The 19480-nt window shown below is 38.6% G+C and carries 12 protein-coding genes and 2 pseudogenes; all 14 read left to right on the top strand.

The annotated features are described in order from the left end of the window. The first annotated feature begins 205 nt into the window (after nt 1–205). The 14 genes and pseudogenes from ebgA to AC4HCY_RS04420 all read left to right on the top strand — a co-directional run bounded on the left by ebgA (nt 206) and on the right by AC4HCY_RS04420 (nt 19387). A complete protein-coding gene (ebgA, locus tag AC4HCY_RS04355) occupies nt 206–3322 on the top strand; it encodes a beta-galactosidase subunit alpha (RefSeq protein WP_491095471.1) in 3117 nt (1038 codons plus the stop codon). 25 nt (nt 3323–3347) lie between these two features. Continuing rightward, on the top strand, nt 3348–4364 hold the full coding sequence (locus AC4HCY_RS04360) for a LacI family DNA-binding transcriptional regulator (RefSeq protein WP_323431045.1): 1017 nt from the start codon (nt 3348–3350) through the stop codon (nt 4362–4364). A 32-nt stretch (nt 4365–4396) separates the two neighbouring features. After that, on the top strand, nt 4397–5383 hold the full coding sequence (galT, locus tag AC4HCY_RS04365; protein ID WP_323431044.1) for a galactose-1-phosphate uridylyltransferase: 987 nt from the start codon (nt 4397–4399) through the stop codon (nt 5381–5383). 7 nt (nt 5384–5390) lie between these two features. Further along, the gene (locus AC4HCY_RS04370; protein ID WP_491095472.1) at nt 5391–6554 is read left to right on the top strand and encodes a galactokinase; all 1164 of its coding nucleotides are present in this window, start codon (nt 5391–5393) and stop codon (nt 6552–6554) included. Nucleotides 6555–6572: 18 nt separating this feature from the next. Beyond that, a complete protein-coding gene (gene galE, locus AC4HCY_RS04375) occupies nt 6573–7577 on the top strand; it encodes a UDP-glucose 4-epimerase GalE (protein ID WP_491095473.1) in 1005 nt (334 codons plus the stop codon). Nucleotides 7578–7720: 143 nt separating this feature from the next. Next, nucleotides 7721–9415, top strand: coding sequence for an amylo-alpha-1,6-glucosidase (locus AC4HCY_RS04380; protein ID WP_323431041.1), 1695 nt, complete (start codon nt 7721–7723; stop codon nt 9413–9415). 58 nt (nt 9416–9473) lie between these two features. Continuing rightward, nucleotides 9474–9581: pseudogene (locus tag AC4HCY_RS04385) on the top strand (immune inhibitor A domain-containing protein); the annotation flags it as partial. 208 nt (nt 9582–9789) lie between these two features. After that, nucleotides 9790–9906, top strand: a pseudogene (locus AC4HCY_RS04390) (sigma 54-interacting transcriptional regulator); the annotation flags it as partial. Nucleotides 9907–9968: 62 nt separating this feature from the next. Beyond that, the gene (locus AC4HCY_RS04395; protein WP_491096078.1) at nt 9969–10148 is read left to right on the top strand and encodes a hypothetical protein; all 180 of its coding nucleotides are present in this window, start codon (nt 9969–9971) and stop codon (nt 10146–10148) included. A gap of 11 nt (nt 10149–10159) precedes the next feature. Continuing rightward, nucleotides 10160–11857, top strand: a complete 1698-nt coding sequence (locus AC4HCY_RS04400) for a methyl-accepting chemotaxis protein (RefSeq protein ID WP_491095474.1) — start codon at nt 10160–10162, stop codon at nt 11855–11857. Nucleotides 11858–12031: 174 nt separating this feature from the next. Continuing rightward, nucleotides 12032–13390, top strand: coding sequence for a sigma-54 interaction domain-containing protein (locus AC4HCY_RS04405; protein ID WP_323431038.1), 1359 nt, complete (start codon nt 12032–12034; stop codon nt 13388–13390). A 133-nt stretch (nt 13391–13523) separates the two neighbouring features. Continuing rightward, entirely contained in the window at nt 13524–15221 is a 1698-nt protein-coding gene (locus AC4HCY_RS04410) for a methyl-accepting chemotaxis protein (protein ID WP_491095475.1), read from the top strand. Between the two features lie 283 nt (nt 15222–15504). Beyond that, nucleotides 15505–16878, top strand: coding sequence for a tryptophanase (locus tag AC4HCY_RS04415; protein ID WP_491095476.1), 1374 nt, complete (start codon nt 15505–15507; stop codon nt 16876–16878). Nucleotides 16879–17047: 169 nt separating this feature from the next. Further along, complete coding sequence (locus AC4HCY_RS04420) at nt 17048–19387, top strand: beta-propeller domain-containing protein (RefSeq protein WP_491095477.1); 2340 nt, start codon at nt 17048–17050, stop codon at nt 19385–19387. Nucleotides 19388–19480 lie beyond the last annotated feature (93 nt).

Below are 19480 nucleotides of genomic sequence, written 5' to 3' on the forward strand. Positions count from 1 at the left end.
AGGCAGATAGTATTATTTGCCTTGATTTTGTTATGTCAATACTTTTAAATAAGGTTTGTACAAAGCAATATAATATGTTATTATATAAACATGAAAAACTACTTTGATAGAAAACGTTTTCTTAAAAGTTTTTGGTATGATAGATAGGATAAAACATGTAAAATGCGTATTGAAGATAAACTGCCATATACAAGGAGGAATATATATGGATAGGGTTCTTGCAAAAGATTGGGAAAATATTGACTTATTGCATCGCAATCGTTTGTGCAGCCGAGCATATTTTATACCATACGAAGATATCGATTCTGCTCTTAGCTTTGAGAGAGGCGAATCAAGCCGCTTTAAGCTTCTTAACGGCACATGGAAGTTTGATTACTCATCTTCACCCATAGAGGCTTCATCTGACTTTTATGTAGATTATTATGATATAAGTGTATGGGCTGATATAAAAGTGCCTGGAAATTGGCAAATGCAAGGCTATGGTAAGCCGCATTATACGGATCTGATATACCCCTTTCCAATAGACCCTCCTTATGTTCCTTCTCAAAATCCTACAGGATCCTATAAAAGAGAATTCTATATTGGAAAGGATTGGGAAGGCCTGCAGATATTGTTGAGGTTTGAAGGAGTGGACAGTGCATTTTATGTATGGATAAATGGCAGAGAAGTTGGCTTTAGCAAAGGCAGCCGCCTTCCTGCAGAATTTGATATTACTCCTTATATACAATTTGGTATGAATAACATAGCTGTGAGGGTTTATCAATGGTCTGACGGAAGCTATCTGGAGGATCAGGATATGTGGTGGTTGAGCGGAATATTCAGAGATGTATGCCTTATAGCAAGGCCTGGTATACATATAAATGATATATTTGCAAAAGCAGAACTTGATAAAGCATATAAAGACGGCATTTTACAATTAGAGGTTATTTTAGAAAACAGCTCTCAAAATCATGCAGCAGATTATCAAATCGAGTGCAGTCTTCTTGAGGAGCATAAATTGTCTTCTATACAAAGCCATATTATCAATAATATTAATATATCGTCTAAAAGCAGAAGCTTATTAAATTCAAAACTGGAAGTAAAGTGTCCGCATAAGTGGTCGGCTGAAGCCCCTAACCTATACAATCTCCTTGTTACCTTAAAAAACAGTGAGGGAGATATTATTGAAATTGTTCCTATCAAGGTTGGATTTAGACAAGTCGAGCTAAAAGGCGGAAATTTTCTGGTAAACGGAGTGCCTATAATGCTAAAAGGGGTCAACAGGCATGAACATCATCCATGTTTAGGAAGGGCTGTTCCAATAGAATGGATGAAGGAAGACATACTTTTGATGAAAAGGCATAATATAAATGCTGTAAGAACCTCCCATTATCCTAATGATCCTAGGTTTTATGATTTATGTGATAGATACGGTCTATATGTTATGGATGAAGCAGATCTTGAATGCCACGGCTTTGAACTGGCCGGAGACGCAAATAGAATAAGCAATGATCCTGCATGGGAGAAAGTTTATTTAGACAGAATACAGAGGATGGTACATAGAGATAAAAATCATCCAAGCATAATATTTTGGTCTTTAGGCAATGAATCAGGTTTTGGATGTAACTTTGAAGCCATGTATAATTGGTGCCATAAATTTGACAGCAGCAGATTGGTTCATTATGAAGGAGATATTGAAGCAAAGGCGGCAGATGTTTTTAGCACTATGTACACATCTGTAGAAAAATTAATAGACTTGGGTGAAATAGAAAACATAAGCAAGCCACACATTCTTTGCGAATATGCTCATGCAATGGGCAATGGCCCGGGGGGTTTAAAGGAATACCAGGATGCATTTTATTCTCATAAAAGACTTCAAGGAGGCTTTGTATGGGAATGGATGGATCATGGAATACGGCAATACACGGAAGATGGCAAAGAATATTTTGCCTATGGAGGTGATTTTGGAGACGAGCCAAACAACTCTAATTTTTGCTGTGATGGATTGGTTCAGCCTACGCGCATTCCTACGCCCGGTCTTATAGAGTACAAAAAGATTATTGAGCCTGTTAAGGTAAAAGAAGTAGATTTAATGAAAGGCGAAATAATGATTGAAAATCTATATGATTTTATTTCACTAGATCATTTGGAGCTTTCATGGAATGTTATGGCAGATGAGATTATTCTTCAGAGTGGTACAATATCTGTAAAGGGCATAAAAGCAAAAGAAAAGAAGACAGTAAAAATACCGTTGACAATTCCTGAAAAAATTATGGAAAACACAGATTATTGGCTAAATATAAGCTTTTCTTTAGCCTATGACAATATGTGGGGCCATCGAGGCCATAAAGTCGCATGGGATCAGTTCAAGCTGCCTATAAAGGCAGTAGCAGTAAATCGCCCTGTGTCACAGAGGCGTGAGGTTATGCCTCCTATGAGATATAGTGAGTCAAGCAATATAATTTCTATAAAGGGGACCAATTTCAGCATTGTTTTAGATAAAATCAAAGGCAAAATGAATGAGTGGAATTATGAAGGAACTAGTATTATCAGTAAAGGGCCAACGCTAAACTTTTGGCGAGCCCCCATCGATAACGATATGTATATTGTAAACGATTGGAAAGGAAAGTATATCCACATGCTTCAGCATAGGTTGGATAGACTGGAACTAGAAGTTGCAAACCAAGATATGATTGAGGTTAAGGTGTGGACATATACTGCACCGCCCACATTGGACTGGGGAATAAATTGCCAGTGTATTTATAGCTTTTACGGAAATGGAGATATAATTCTCAGAATTAAAGGAGAACCCAGAGGAGATTATCCGGGAATCATTCCGAGGATAGGTCTGCAAATAGAGCTCTATAAAGATTTTCAGGAAGTAATATGGTATGGAAGGGGTCCGGGAGAATGTTATTCCGATAGTAAATCGGCAAATTTATTTGGAATTTATAGGGCTATGGTTGATGAACTTTATACACCATATATAAAGCCTCAAGAAAACGGGAATAGAACAGATGTTTATTGGGTTTCTATTTCAGACCTAAGAGGAACGGGATTTTTAGTAAAGGGTTCGGAAAAATTTAATTTCAGCGCACATCACTATAAAGTGGAAGATTTTGAGAAGGCTAAGCATACATGTGATCTCATAAAGAAGGATAATGTGATCTTAAATATTGATTATAAGCAAAACGGCCTCGGAAGTAATAGCTGTGGTCCTAGGCCGCTGCCGCAGCATACATTAGCACTATCCAAATTTGAATTTGAGCTTTTAATTACACCCTATTCGACTACTAATATTTCACCTTCCCGCTTAGGAAAGAAAATGCTATGCTATTTATAAATCAGAAAAGGGAGAAAGGAATAATATGTCAGCTACTATAAATGATGTTGCAAGGGAGGCGGGCGTTTCTATAACTACTGTCTCAAGAGCTCTGAATAACAATTATCCTGTCAGCAAGGAGGCAAGAGAAAAGATTGAAAAAGCGGTAGAGCGCTTAAACTATAAGCCTAATATTGTAGCAAGAAGTCTTGTTCTTAAGAAAACTTCCATGATAGGTGTAATCATACCGGGTATTACCAATATGTTCTTCCCTATTATAGTAGAAGAGATAGACAATATACTAAGGACTAAGGGATATAGCTTATCTTTGTGCAATACAAGGGGAGACTGCAAAACAGAAGTAGACTTGGTAGAAAATATTATTTTAAGGGGTATGGATGGAATAATAGCAATAGACCCTTCTTTTGAAAATATACAAAACGGCTATTATGAAAAAATAAATAAAATAATTCCCACCATAATCATAAACGCGAATTCAGAAGAATATAAATGCAACTTTGTTTCCTATGATGAAGAAGCAGGCACGGTTGAAGCATTTGATTACCTTTTCAAACTTGGTCATAGCCGTATTGCATTTATAAGAGGAGACAAAAGCTATTCCTACAACCTCAAAGAAAAAATGTACAAAAGAATTATTAAAGAAAAAGAATTGAAGTATCAGAAAATCATCAATGTAGGCATGGGCAATAGCATTGAAGTTGTAAATAAAACCGAAACATCTTTTAAAAAACTTTTAGACACGCAAGAGAGGCCTACATCTGTTTTTTGCTGTAATGATCTTATGGCTCTGGGAGTGATAAATGCATGCAATAAAGCAGGGCTTTGTGTACCGGAGGATATATCGGTAATAGGGTTTGACAATACTCTTTTGTCAGATGTTTCTCACCCTAAGATTACAACGGTGGATCTGAATATGAAAGAAATCGGCAGAATTGCAGCCTTAGAATTGGTTAGCATAATATCAAGGGGGATAAGCTGCAGAAAAAAAACAGTATTGGATACAAAGCTTATTATAAAGGAAAGCTGTTCAAGGCCTCTATAATTCATGCTCAGCATTAGAACAGGAGGAAAGTTATGGCTGAACTTAGGTGGAATCCCCTTTTAAATGATTGGACTATTGTAGCTTCAAACAGACAAAACAGACCTTATATGCCACAGAACTGGTGCCCTTTTTGTACGGATTCGGGCAAAGTTCCTCAGAACTATGAAGTGCATAAGTATGATAACGATTTTCCCGCACTGAGTCAGGAGCCTCCAATACCTGATAATGTTGGGAGCAGCTTTTACAAAGCAGAGGAAGCCTATGGTAAATGTGAAGTGATATTGTATTCTCCAAAGCATGACGTAAATTTATGGGAACTTACAAGAGAACATGTGAGAAAGCTTGTGGATCTTTGGTGCGAAAGATTTATTGAGATCTCAAAGGATGAGAGGATTAAGTACATCTACATATTTGAAAACCGTGGAGAGGAAGTAGGAGTAACGATGCCTCATCCTCACGGGCAAATATACGCCTATTCGCAAATGCCTTTAAAAATACAGACTGAATTAAATTCCTGCAGATGCCATTATGAGGAAACCGGTGAATGCTTGATATGCAGAATGAATATGGAAGAAAAACAGTTTAATGGAAGAATAATATTTGAGAATAAAGATTTTTTGTGCTATTTACCGTTCTTTACAGATTACCCCTATGGATTATTTATTGTATCTAAAGCTCATAAAGGCAAGATAACTGATTTTACAGAAGGTGAAAAAGACAGCCTTGCCAATATGCTTATAAAGACTGTGGGCACATTTGATATGCTATATGACAGGCCATTTCCCTACATGATGTGTATGCATCAGGAACCTGTAAATTCGCCGGGCTATGGCGATTCCGGAAAGTATTATCACTTTCACATCGAGTTTTATCCTCCCCTTTGGTCCGACCATAGAATCAAGTACTATGCTTCGTCAGAGATGGGAGCTTGGGCTGCATGCAATCCGAAATCTGTTGAAGAAACGGCTATGGAACTAAGAGAAGCATATAAAAAATTTAGCAAAATAAAAAAAGGATAAGTGGATAATGCATATAAAAAATTTAGCAGATAGATTTATTCAAAGTTACGGTAATGGGGGAGATATTAGATTCTTCTTTTCTCCAGGCAGGGTGAATTTAATAGGGGAGCATTTAGATTATAACGGAGGATATGTTTTTCCCTATGCTATTGATTTGGGGACCTATGCCTGTGTAAGAAAAAGAAATGATACAAAGATAAATATTATTTCCACAAATATTGATGAAAAGGCATGTATAGATTTAAGAAATTTAGAATTTAATAAAGAGGATGACTGGGCTAATTATCCGAAAGGAGTTATGTACATGCTTAAAAAGGAAGGGTATGCCTTGAATGGTATGGATATATTAATAAGCGGCAACCTGCCTAACGGTGCAGGACTCTCTTCTTCTGCCTCTTTAGAAATTCTTATGGCATTAATAATAAGTAATCTGTTTAATGAAGGAAAAATTGACAAGTTTACTTTAATAAAAGCAGCCCATAGAGCTGAAGGTGAATATGTAGGGGTTAACTGTGGAATAATGGATCAGTTTGCAGTATGCATGGGCAAAAAAAATAGTGCAATACTTCTCCATTGCGGCAGTTTAAAACATGAATATGCAAAGTTTCTTTTAGGGGATTATAGCCTTGTTATAATGAATACGAATAAGCAGAGAAATTTAAATAAATCAAAGTATAATGAGAGAAGAGAAGAATGCGGTGAAGCATTAAAAATAATTAAAAGGAATAAAAACATTGGCAGCTTATGCAATTTGACTATCGAAAATTATGAAGAGCTTGAAAGCTTAATTAAGGATGAAGGTATTAGAAAAAGAGCGAAGCATGTGGTATATGAAAATGATAGAGTCAAAAGAGCATATGAATATATAAGAAATGATAAAATTGAAGAATTTAGTAAGTTACTGATAGAATCCCATGAATCTTTAAAGAATCTTTATGAAGTTACCGGTAAAGAACTTGATACAATTGTAGAGGAGGCACTAGCGTTTGAAAGCTGTATAGGCGCTAAAATGACAGGGGCGGGATTTGGCGGCTGCGCCATAGCTATAGTTTTAAAAGACCGGGTTAATGATTTTATTGAAAAAATAGGGAGAAAATACAGAACGGAAATAGGGTATTATGCTAATTTTTATCTTACAGGCTCAGGAGAAGGGGCATTTGAGATATTTTGATCTATGGAGGCTGATTTAATGGCAGTGCTGGTAACGGGCGGCGCAGGATATATAGGAAGCCACATTGTTCTTAGCCTTTTGGAGAAAGGCGAAGATGTAGTCATAATAGATAATCTCAGCAGAGGTCACAAAAAAGCGGTAAAGGGCGGTATACTATATGTCGGAGATCTGGCTGACAAAACCTTTATACGGAAGGTTTTTGCAGAAAATGATATAGAGTCGGTAATGCATCTGGCAGCCTATTCTCAAGTAGAAGAAAGTTCGGAACAGCCAATAAAATATTATATAAATAATGTAAAAACTACTATTAATTTGTTGGAAGCTATGAAAGACTATGGAGTTAAAAGTTTGGTTTTTTCTTCTACGGCGGCAGTATACGGGCAAACTAACGAGGTGCCCATTAGGGAAACTGCAGTTACAAATCCCGTTAATCCCTATGGTGAATCCAAGCTTGTGGTAGAGCGCATGCTGAAATGGGCAAGCGTCAGCAATGATATAAATTATATATCCTTAAGATATTTTAATGCTGCAGGTGCCCATGACAGTGGCCAAATCGGGGAGGATCATGAAGTTGAATCCCATCTGATACCCATAATACTGATGGCGGCTATGGGGCAAAGAGAAAAAGTTGTCATATATGGGGAGGATTATGATACTGAAGATGGCACCTGCATAAGAGACTATGTTCATGTAATGGATTTGTCAAAAGCTCATATTCTTGCTCTTAATAGACTTAGAAATACAGGGAAAAGCGGCATATATAATCTTGGAAGCGGCAAAGGTTACTCTGTAAAGCAAATAGTAAAGACCGTAGAAAGGGTAACTGGGATAAATGTATCTGTCGAGTCAGGAGGACGAAGAGCAGGAGATGCTGCTGTGCTCATTGCTTCTTCAGAAAAAGCAAAAAAGGAATTGAATTGGCAGCCCGAGCACGAAAGTATTGAACGCATTATCAGGGATGCGTGGCGCTGGCATAGCAATAATGCTAAAGGCTATAATGATAAATATATTTATCTAATATAAATATTTACCATACTCAGTGTATTCAAATTTGATAGCTTCTATTTTAAAATTAAAGTATCCGGTTATAGAAAACGCTTTCTATAACTCGAAAACAATTTAGTTCATTAATAAACAAAACGAAATTTGCAAATGGGAGATAATAAATGGAATTTGATTTATCTAAAATACCTTTCAGCAGATACGGATCATATCTGACAATTTCATACATCAATAAAGCAGAGCATATAAAAGAGGGGCTATATATTCGCAGTGTAAGGGGCGGAGATAACGACATAAGCCACTTATTTTTTATTGAAGTCACTTATTCGGGCAAGACGGTTCCTTTTGAAGCAGTTGCGTCTCCTGTAAATATAAGGCTTAAAGCCTTGGAGGGCTATGTTGATATATGTATTTGTGAAAAGCATCTTATTCGTGCTGTGGGACATGGGGTAGGCTTACGTTTATCAATGGAGGAAAGATCTTATGACAATGCACTCCCTGTTGCAGAAGGAAATTGGGAGATTAATTGTTATTCAGAAGAAACCAAGTTCAGACTTGTGCCTCTTGCAGGAAGTCTTAAGGTAGATGCACCATGGGACAAATACAGAAGCAAGTATGTTATAGCAGACTTTCTGACCGATGAAAAAACAAACGGCTTTGAATGCGCTCTTGAAGAATATATGACAGTTTGGAAAAAGCGAAATTATGGCCGAATCTTTGAAGACTGTAAGAAAGATATAGAAAAGCATTATTGTAACTGGTTGGATAAAACCCTGACAGTGAAAAATGAATTTTTAGAAGGGCGGGAATTGGCATCATACATAACATGGTCTTGTGTTGTACCGCCTAAAGGACTGATCACACGGCATGCAATGTATATGTCTAAAAATTGGATGACTAATATCTGGAGCTGGGATAATTGCTTCAATGCCATGGCGCTGATAAAAAATCAGCCTGAATTAGCCTGGGATCAAATAATGCTGTTTGTAGACAACCAAGACGAAAGCGGAGTATTCCCTGATTTTATAAATGACAAGTTTATGGGATGGAGCTGCTGCAAGCCGCCAATTCAGGGATGGATATTTTTATGGATGATGAAAAGAACAAATGTCTTTACAATGGAAAGAATTCAAGAAATATATGAGCCCTTATGCCGTTGGACAAATTGGTGGTTTGAATACCGGGATGACGATATGGACGGAGTACCCCAATATAATCATGGCAATGACTGTGGATGGGACAACAGCACTGTATTTAATAAAGGCATACCTGTAGAAAGCCCCGATCTTTCAGCATACTTAATAATTCAAATGGATGTTCTTGCATATATGGCTGAAAAGCTGGGGAAATATGATGAGCATAAAATGTGGAAGCTTAAAAGCGATGAGCTTCTTGAGAAAATGATACAGCATTTTTGGTGTGACGATGACTTCTGTGCATTGCTATCAGGCAATCATGAAATTGTTAAATCACAAAGTCTCTTGCTATATATACCTATAATATTAGGTAAAAAGCTGCCTGAACATATTCTGGAAAGCTTGATAAAAGGATTAAAGGATGAATCAAAGTTTTTAACTGAACATGGCTTATCTACAGAAAGTGTTTCCAGTGAGCATTATATTCCGGATGGATATTGGAGAGGACCTATATGGGCACCTTCCACCATTCTAATAACCGATGGACTGCTAGAGGCAGGTGAAAAAGAATTTTCGAAAGAAATTGCTCAAAGGTTTTGCAAGATGGCTCAAAAAAGCGGTATGGCTGAAAATTTTAATGCACTAACCGGCGAAGGCCTCAGGGATGAAGCATTCACATGGACATCAAGTATATTCCTTATCTTGGGCAATGAATATTGCTGAAATAACAATTATTAAAGCTGAAGACTTTATTATAGTTGAACAAGATGCTCCCTTGGGTATGGTTGCTCACGAGTTTGGTCATAAACTTGAGCTTCCAGATTTATATGGAAGTGAAGAACCGATTCAAAACTGGACAATAATGTCAGGCGGCTCATATAACGGAAGGATTATAGGTTCAGCAACTAACGGCCTGGGGGCATATTGCAGGGAAGAGCTTCAGAAGAGCTGCTTCCTGGGCAAGTATGTGCAGGATATAGTTCCTATAATGGATGGTGGACGGATTATAGGCGTCATTTCTATATTCAGGGACATCACGGAAATAAAGCAGCTTACAGACAAGCTGGAATATGCAAATACCACTATAGAGCAGCTTTATGGCAGGCAAAAGCGGCACCGGCAAAGAGGTTCTTGCAAGATTTGTTCACAAAAACAGCCCCCGCAAGGATAAGCCATTTTTGGCGATAAATTGCGCTTCTATACCCTTTAATCTGCCGGGAAAAATGGGGAAAAAACCGGGATAAAGGTCAGCTCCGGAGAGGATGCCTTTAAAATACTGAACAACTATGATTATCCGGGTAATATAAGGAAACTGGAAAATATAATATCAACTGATATGACAAATAAATTAAAGAAATTATTCATAAAAAGGAGGATTTTGTCATATCGCGTTGAAGTATATGAGAATATAACTGCTTTGTTAACTATTAACAATAAACTTAGCAAATTTTTGTAAGGGGTGACATAATGAACATATCAAAATTCTTGAAAATAACAAGCGCGGTATTTATCATTTTGTCTGTATTGGTAGGAGGCAGTATTTATTTCTTTAATAACGGCATTGCAAATGAGAGGAATGCTGTAAGCAGGCAAACTGAAATGCTGAGATTGGCAGCTGATCTGATTACGGCTACGAATTATAAGACGGACAAGATACGAGCTTATGTGGAGTACGGATTAGAGTCAAGCTACACTAACTATATGACAGAAGTCAATGAAACCAAAACTCAGGAGAAGATTTTTGACAGGCTCACCGAACTGAATATTTCAGAAGAAAGCATGGATCATCTGCAAAACGCATTGTCCATATCTAAGAATCTGTTAAATATGGAAATGAAGACCTTAGACCTCTATAAAGAGGGGGATATAGAAACAGCTAAGTTTATGGTGAATAACTCCAGCTATCAGGAAAATATCAGGGCAATGATGAGCTATCTCGAATTATTCCAAAAAAAGATTAATGAAGAGGCTGAGGCCTATACTGCAGAAATAATGGTTCAAACCAATTTTCTTTTTAAGGTTATTATAATCACCTCGATTTTATTAGTAGCATTCATACTCTTTACTTTTATCATGATGAACAAAAAAATTTCAAGGCTTACCGGGATATCCGTTAAAATGACTGAGCTGTCAGGCAATGAAGGTGATCTGACATCTCAATTGGCCATAAAGAGCAATGATGAGGTAGGAAAGATCGGCACCGCCTATAATAAAATGATTGCCAATCTGAGAAGTCTTATCATAGAAGTAAACAATACTACCGGTGTTGTAGCGAGCGAAACTCTGAAATTTGAAGAAACCATTGCTGAGGCTTCCGGAAGAATGAAAGGAATAAACCAATCCGTGGAAGAAATCACGGGAGGAGCAGAGGAATTGAGTGCAACCACTCAAGAGGTCAATGCATTTACGGAGGAAATAAGTGCCGCTGCTGTTCAGCTTCAGAGCAAAGCAGAAGAAGCCAAAGGCTCTGCCAGAGAGATACGGGAGAGGGCTCTTGTTATTAAGGATAAATCAGGACAAGCCATTGAGAGAGGCAGCGCTATTTATGAAGAAAAGTATGCAAACATAAAAAAGGCTATAGAAGAAGGACGTGTAGTTGAAGAAGTGAGAGTCATGGCGGACTCCATAGGAAGCATTGCTTCTCAGACCAACCTTCTGGCGTTAAATGCAGCTATTGAAGCTGCAAGGGTAGGAGAGGCAGGAAAGGGCTTTGCCGTGGTGGCGGATGAGGTAAGAAAGCTGGCTGAGCAGTCCGGTGAAGCAGTAGCTAACATACATAATATGGTCGAAAAGGTTCACTATGCTTTTGAAAACCTATCTAAAGGTGCTCAGGAAGTGCTCGACTATATGTCGGATGAAATGAAGCCAAGCTATGAATTATTGATAAGCACCGGGGAGCAGTATAGGAAAGATGCTGAATTCGTTAACAGGATGTCCGAAGAAATTTCATCAGCAGTTAAGACGATGTCAAGCTCTATAGACCAAGTAAGTGCATCCATACAAAATGTATCCTCCATAGCCCAGCAGTCTGCGGCGGGCACGGAAGAAATCTCTGCTACTGTCGGCGAAAGTGTGGAGGCTATAGAAGAACTGGTAGAATCCGCTCGAAGCCAGGCAAAGATGGCGGAAGGCTTAAAAGAATTAGTGCATAGATTCAAGATATAAAGCAATAATGGGGTTTCAGTATTTTGTATCATGAGTATACACAATATTGAAACCCTTAATTCACGGAGATAGTTTACAATTGCAAATATAAACAAAGATTCTATACATTAGCTGTCGCTTATCTTCCCGGGATATATTATACTAAAATTAATAAAGATCAGGTCAGGTGATGGTATGAGAGAGTTGGAAAGGATTATTAAAGACAAGGAATTTATTTTCGAAAGCCTACATGATGGTATTTCCATCATAGACCACAGAGGCATTGTCGTTTATGTCAATAACTCCAATACAAGAATAACTAAGAAGGAGAAGAGCTACTTTCTGGGCAAGTATGTGCAGGATATAGTTCCTGATTCGGGCATGCTCGGGGTATTGGAAACAGGGCAAAGACTAATAGACATTACAACCCATGTATTTGACGCCAATGTCATCTCCAATATAGTTCCTATAATGGATGGTGGACGGATTATAGGCGTCATTTCTATATTCAGGGACATCACGGAAATAAAGCAGCTTACAGACAAGCTGGAATATGCAAATACCACTATAAAGCAGCTTTATGGCAAGCTTCATAAGATAAATGAAGATATGAGCGACTTTGTGGCAGGCAAAAGCCAGTCGATGAAGGAGGCGCTGAAATATGCGCTCAAGGCCGGTATGGTAGATTCAAACCTGCTCATAGAAGGCGAAAGCGGCACTGGCAAAGAGGTTCTTGCAAGATTTGTTCACAAAAACAGCCCCCGCAAGGATAAGCCATTTTTGGCGATAAATTGCGCTTCTATATCCTTTAATCTGCTGGAAAGCGAGTTATTTGGCTACGAAGAAGGAGCCTTTACCGGAGCAAAAAAAGGAGGGCATCCCGGATATTTTGAGATGGCATCGGGCGGTACTCTGCTATTGGATGAAATAGCAGATATGGATATCGCTCTTCAATCAAAAATACTTAGGGTGATTCAAAATAAAGAAATAATGAAGGTGGGAGGCAGCAGGCTCATACCTATAGACGTGCGCATAGTTGCAGCTACTCACAAGGACCTGAGGACACTGGTGGCTTCAGGCAAATTCAGAGGAGACCTGTTTTACAGATTGGAGGTCATCAGGATTTCCCTTCCTCCCCTGCGGGAAAGAAAGGAAGACATAATATATTACATCGACAATATGCTGGGCAAAATGAGGAAAAAAACCGGGAGAAAGATCAGCCTCGGAGAGGATGCCTTTAAAATACTGAACAACTATGATTATCCGGGGAATATAAGAGAACTGGAAAACATAATCGAGAGGGCTGTGGTGATGGATGAAGACGGAATAATCACCAAGAAGGATCTGCCTTTATATATAGCGGAGCATGATATAAAAAGCAGCAGCCAGCTAAATCTTCAATATAATGATCATTTCCCTACAATGGAGGAAATCGAAGCCGATGCCATAAAAAAAGCCATGGGAAAATATAAAAACAAGTCAAAGGTTGCCGATGTGCTAAATATATCGAGAGCCAGTCTGTACAGGAAGATGGAGAAATATAATATCAACTGATATGACAAATAAAATAAAGAAATTATGCATAAAAAGGAGGATTTTGTAAAACAATGTTGAACAATATGGATAATGCAGGCTGTTTGTTAAAGTTTAACAATGAATTTGGCTAATATTTATAAGGAGTGACGCAATGAAAATATCAAAGTTTCTAAAAATCATGGGTGCAGTATTTATCATACTATTGGTATTGGTTGGCAGCAATATTTATTTTTTTAACAAGGGCTTTAGGAATGAAAGAGAGGCTGTAAACAGACAAACAGAGATAATGAAATTATCCAATGAACTCACAAAAGCTTCGGACTACAGAATAATCGAGGTACGCTCATATGTGCAGTATGGCTTGGAAGAACATTATGACAATTATATGAGAGAAATTAATGAGACAAAAACTTACGAAAGAGTGCTTGCCAGGCTGGAGGAGCTGAATCTTTCTGAGGAGCCCTACAGGTTTATAAAAAGTGCCGATGCAGTATCCAGCGGTTTAGAAATAGTAGAAGACAATGCTATTGAGGCTTATAAAAAAGGCGACCATGAGAAAGCACGTTTGCTGGTATACAACTCGGGTTACGAAAGCAACAGAAAAATCGTAAATGATTTCCTTGTGCAATTTCAAGACGCTATAAATGAAGAAGCACGAGCAGATACATCGCAAATAATGGATCAAACCAATATTCAGCTTGCAATAATAATAATTACCCTGGCGACTTTATCCGTTTGTATTATATTTACTTTTGTTGTGCTATATAAAAAGATTGGCAAATTGGGCGAGATATCTGATAAGATGACAGAGCTTTCAAAAAATGAAGGCGATTTAACCTCCCACCTGAACATTAAGAGCAAGGATGAAGTAGGGCAAATCGCTGCAGCATTTAATAAGATGATCGGCAATTTAAGAAATTTGATTATAGAAGTAAATAACACCACAGATATTGTAGAGACTGAAAGCAATAAATTTGAAAAGATAATTATAGAAGTCTCAGAGAATATAAATGGCATAAACCAATCTGTAGAAGATATGACTGCCGGAGCAGAAGAATTAAGCGCAACTACACAGGAAGTCAATGCTTCTACAGAGGAAATTGCATCAGCTTCAGACCAGCTTAGGGTTAGGGCCGATGATGCAAATATTTCTGCAAAGGAAATACAGGAAAGAGCTATAGACATAAAAGCAAAATCTGCAAAAGCCATTGAAAGAAGCAATGTAATATATAAAGAAAAATATGACAACATAATAAAGGCTATAGACGAAGGCAAGGTTGTAGATGAAGTGAGGGTAATGGCCGAATCTATCGGAAGCATTGCCGCTCAAACCAATCTCCTCGCTTTAAATGCAGCTATTGAGGCAGCCAGAGTTGGAGAACAGGGCAAAGGCTTTGCAGTTGTAGCTGACGAAGTAAGAAAGCTGGCAGAGCAATCTTCGGAAACAGTATCAAGCATACATGAAATGGTTAAAAAGGTTCATGATGCGTTTAATAATTTGTCTATGGGAGCACAAGAAGTATTAGATTTTATGGTGAATGAAATGAAACCTAATTACCAACTGCTATCAGATACAGGGAAACAGTATGAGACAGATGCTCAATTTATTAAAAAAATGTCTGAAGAAATAGCATCGGCGTCGGACGTAATGTCAAGCTCCATAGAGCAAGTCAGCACATCTATACAGGGAGTATCAGCCATTGCTCAGCAGTCTGCAGCAGGTAATGAAGAAATTTCGGCTACGGTAGGCGAGAGCGTAAAAGCTATAGAGGAAGTAGTAGAGTCTGCTAGAAATCAAGTAAAAATTGCCAAGGGCTTAAAAGAACTGATACATAAATTCAAGATATAAAGTAATTAAGGGTTTCAGTATTTTGTATCATAAGTATACACAATACGGAAACCCTTAATTATATTGTATATTTATGATACAAAAGATGATTAGGGATGTGTACTTTTGGGACAAAATTAGAGCTATATTAATTGAATACTCCCGTGCTTCTGCAACGGTAAACCATTGAAAATAAAGGGAATGTATTAGCATAGATAAGATTAAGATCTGGCATAAGCCTTGCGAGTATATAGTATGAAATTAAGACTTTCCTATGAATTTTAAAAAATGAGGAGGTAAAAAAATGAGAAAACCGGAACCTTTCAAGATTAAGATGGTAGAACCTATAAACCTTATTACCAAGGAAGAAAGAATAAAGGCGCTGGAAAGCGCCGGCTACAATCCTTTCTCCCTGAAAGCTGAGGAGATTTTCATAGACATACTTACTGACAGCGGTACAGGCGCCATGAGTGACAGGCAATGGGCAGGCCTGATGATGGGAGACGAATCCTATGCAGGAAGCAGGAGCTTTTATAGACTGGAAGCAGCAGCGCAGGATATTTTCGGCTACAAATATATAATACCAACTCATCAAGGAAGAGGCGCAGAGCAGGTGCTATTCCCACAGATGATAAAAAAAGGGCAGGATGTTCTGGGCAACATGCACTTTGACACTACCATGGCTCACATAGAATTGGCAGGAGGCCATGCAGTAAACCTGATCCATGAGAGAGCCTTTGACACTACAACTCCCTATGCTTTTAAGGGTGATTTCGATTTAGAAAAGCTAGAAAATTATATAAAGACCAGAGGAGTAGATAACATAGCTTTTCTGATCATGACCATCACCTGCAACAGTGCAGGTGGTCAGCCCGTATCAATGGCTAATATGAGAGCCGTAAGCGAGATATGCTGCAAGTATGGGATAAGAGTATTTATTGATGCAGCAAGATTTGCCGAGAATGCTTATTTCATAAAGACCAGGGAAGAGGGCTATGGAAACAAGTCCATCAAGGAAATAGTAAAGGAGATGTTCTCCTATGCGGAAGGCTTCTCTATGAGCGCCAAAAAGGATGCCATAGTAAATATGGGCGGACTTGTAGGAATAAAGAATGACGAAGAGCTTTATATAAGCACAAGATCCATAACGGTTCCTTATGAAGGCTTCCCAACCTATGGCGGATTGTCCGGAAGAGATATAGAAGCCCTTGCTGTGGGCCTTTATGAAGGAATAGATGAAGCTTATCTGGAATATAGAATAGGCCAAATGGAGTATTTGGGGAAAAGGCTTATGGAAGGAGGCATACCCATTCAGACACCTCCGGGAGGCCATGCTATATTTGTAGATGCTAAGAAGATGCTTCCCCATATTCCTTACTATCAGTTCCCTGCTCAGGCACTGGCAAATGCTCTTTATATAGAGGGCGGAATAAGAGGAGTGGAGATAGGCTCATTCCTGCTAGGCCGTGATCCTGAGACGGGAGAGCAGAGAGAAGCGGATATGGAGCTTTTGAGATTGACGATTCCGAGAAGAGTATATACCGATAATCATATGGACTACATCGCTGATTGTCTCATCGCTTTGAAGGATAAGGCATCGGAGGTGAAGGGCCTTGAGATAGAATACGAGCCCAAGGTTCTCAGACACTTCACAGCAAGGCTTAGACCGGTAAAATAAAAAAGACTTAAACGCGTATTTATATGGAATAGGGTATTGGAAATTTTCCCAATGCCCTATTTATTTTTTTGAGTCTTTTTTAGCTAGTATATAGTTGCATAGCAGGAACTATAATGCATGAAATCCGTCTAATCTATAAAGAATACCAAATAAAGGATGGTGTTATAATATGTGCGGCAATGAGAAATTCATGAGAAATTCTTTGATAATGCTGATAATAATCTCTATGACGGTGACAATCATAGCCTTTGCGAAAGAAGAGGCATGCAGGGAATTGCCGGAGATGAAAGGCGTCGCAGTTGATGAGGTGCTGAAGGTACCCTTTGACGCTCCTCTGGCGGCAAACACTTTGATCAGGGCAAATATATGGGTAAAGGACTCCAATGGCACAAAGCTGCCAATAGACAGAGCCTTGGATGAGGATAGCAAGACTATAAAGATAAAGCCACTGACAGAGTATAAAAGAGGCGAAACCTATACTCTTTACATAAGCAAAAATGTAAGGTACAGCAGCGGAAAATCTATAGGTGAAGCTTTAAAAATGAATTTTGCAGTGATGAAAGCGGTGCCGGAAAAGCTGCCGGTGGTAGGAAGCGTGGAAAACCTTAAGAAGCTTTTGGAGGAGGCCGGAGTCGGGAATTATGATTATGCGGCGGAAAACGAAGGTATAATAAGGGGAGCCGTAAATGATACGGCTGTACAGGCGGTCGGTGCTGAGCCGCAGGCTGCGGGAGCAGCAGGAAAAGCTGTTTCTAATAAGACGGAGAAATCAAAATCCGAGTCTTCGGATTTTTCGGGTACGAATGTTCAGGTCCAGGGTGTGGATGAAGCCGATGTAGTGAAAACTGACGGGGAATATCTCTATCAGGTGAACAGTGATAGAATAGTCATCGCCAGGATATATCCTTCAAATGAAATGAAAATCATTAAAACCTTAAAAATGGGAGAAGAAAATTTATATCCCATGGAGCTCTATGTAGACAAAGAGCGCTTGATAGTAATAGGCGGCTCCACTAACAACATACCGATAGCCAGGCCTATGGAAAAAAAGAACGCTATATACCCTTCGCGATATTCCTACAATACGGTGAAGCTTATTGAATATAACATAAAAGATAAAAGCAGCATCGCTAAATCAAGAGAAATAGAATTGGAAGGCAGTTATCTTTCTTCAAGAAAAATGGAAGATAAGCTGTACATTGTATCCAACAAGCATTTTAACTATTATCGCATAATGAATTCGGGACAGGAAAATGACACACCTTCCTATAAAGATAGTGCAATAGGACAGGAGTTTGTAAATATTCCTTATGATAAAATCTCATACTTCCCGGACTGTGTGGCATCCAATTATCTCATAGTTGCGGGATTGGATCTGGGGAGGCCGAAGGAAGGGGCAAATGTATCCACCTATCTTGGCGGCGGAGAAAACATATATGCATCTACGGGAAATTTGTATGTGGCTTTGACAAAGCATGTTGCTGAGCCTAAAAATCCCGTGATATATGACTCAGCCAATCCGACGAAATTTGTGCCTGATTATGATGATAGAGAAACCTTGGTACACAGGTTTGCTTTAAATGAAGGCAAACTGGTCTATACAGGGAAAGGCAGCGTGCCGGGAAATATTCTCAACCAATTTTCCATGGATGAAGATAATGGTTATTTCAGAATAGCTACTACCAAAGGTGACATATGGAGAGATGACGAGGGCACCTCAAAGAACAATCTCTATGTATTGGACGGCGGCATGAAAACTGTGGGGAGCATTGAAGATATAGCTCCCGGTGAGAAAATATATTCCGTAAGATTTATGGGCGACAGAGCCTACATGGTAACCTTCAAAACTGTTGACCCCCTGTTTGTGATAGATTTGAAGGACCCCAAGGCTCCAAAGATATTAGGAGCGCTGAAAATTCCGGGGTACAGCGACTATCTCCATCCCTATGACGAGAATCACATAATAGGCTTCGGCAAGGACTCTGTAGAAGTGGTGCATAAAGATAGCAAAGGCAATGAAACCGGAAGGACGGCATATTATCTGGGAATGAAGATAGCCATATTTGATGTAACCGACGTTAATAATCCTAAAGAAATGTTTACAGAAAAAATAGGAGATAGGGGCACAAGCTCCGAGCTTTTGAATAATCATAAGGCACTGCTGTTCTCAAAGGAGAAAAACCTTATGGCATTTCCAGTGACAGTAATGGAAGTGGAAGATGGAGACAAGGGTATAGGGAAAAATAAAATGCCTGCATATGGCAGCTTCGCCTTCCAGGGAGCTTATATATATAATATAGATCTGGTGGACGGATTGAAGTTGAAAGGCAAAATAAGCCATATAAGCGATGAAGAATACTTGAAATCCGGAGGCGGCTGGTATGACAGCAGCAAGAATATAGATAGAATACTTTATATTAAAGATGATCTGTATACGGTATCAAAGGAAATGATAAAGGCCAATGATATAAACACTCTGAAGCAAAAAGGGGAGATTTTGATACCTTAGGGATAAATAAGAATAGAGTTAATAAACAAAATACAACACTTGCAAAGAGTGTTGTATTTTGTTTATTAAAATTACTTTAAGTAAACTGAAATT

The sequence above is a fragment of the Lutispora sp. QWL-02 genome, assembly GCF_058315355.1.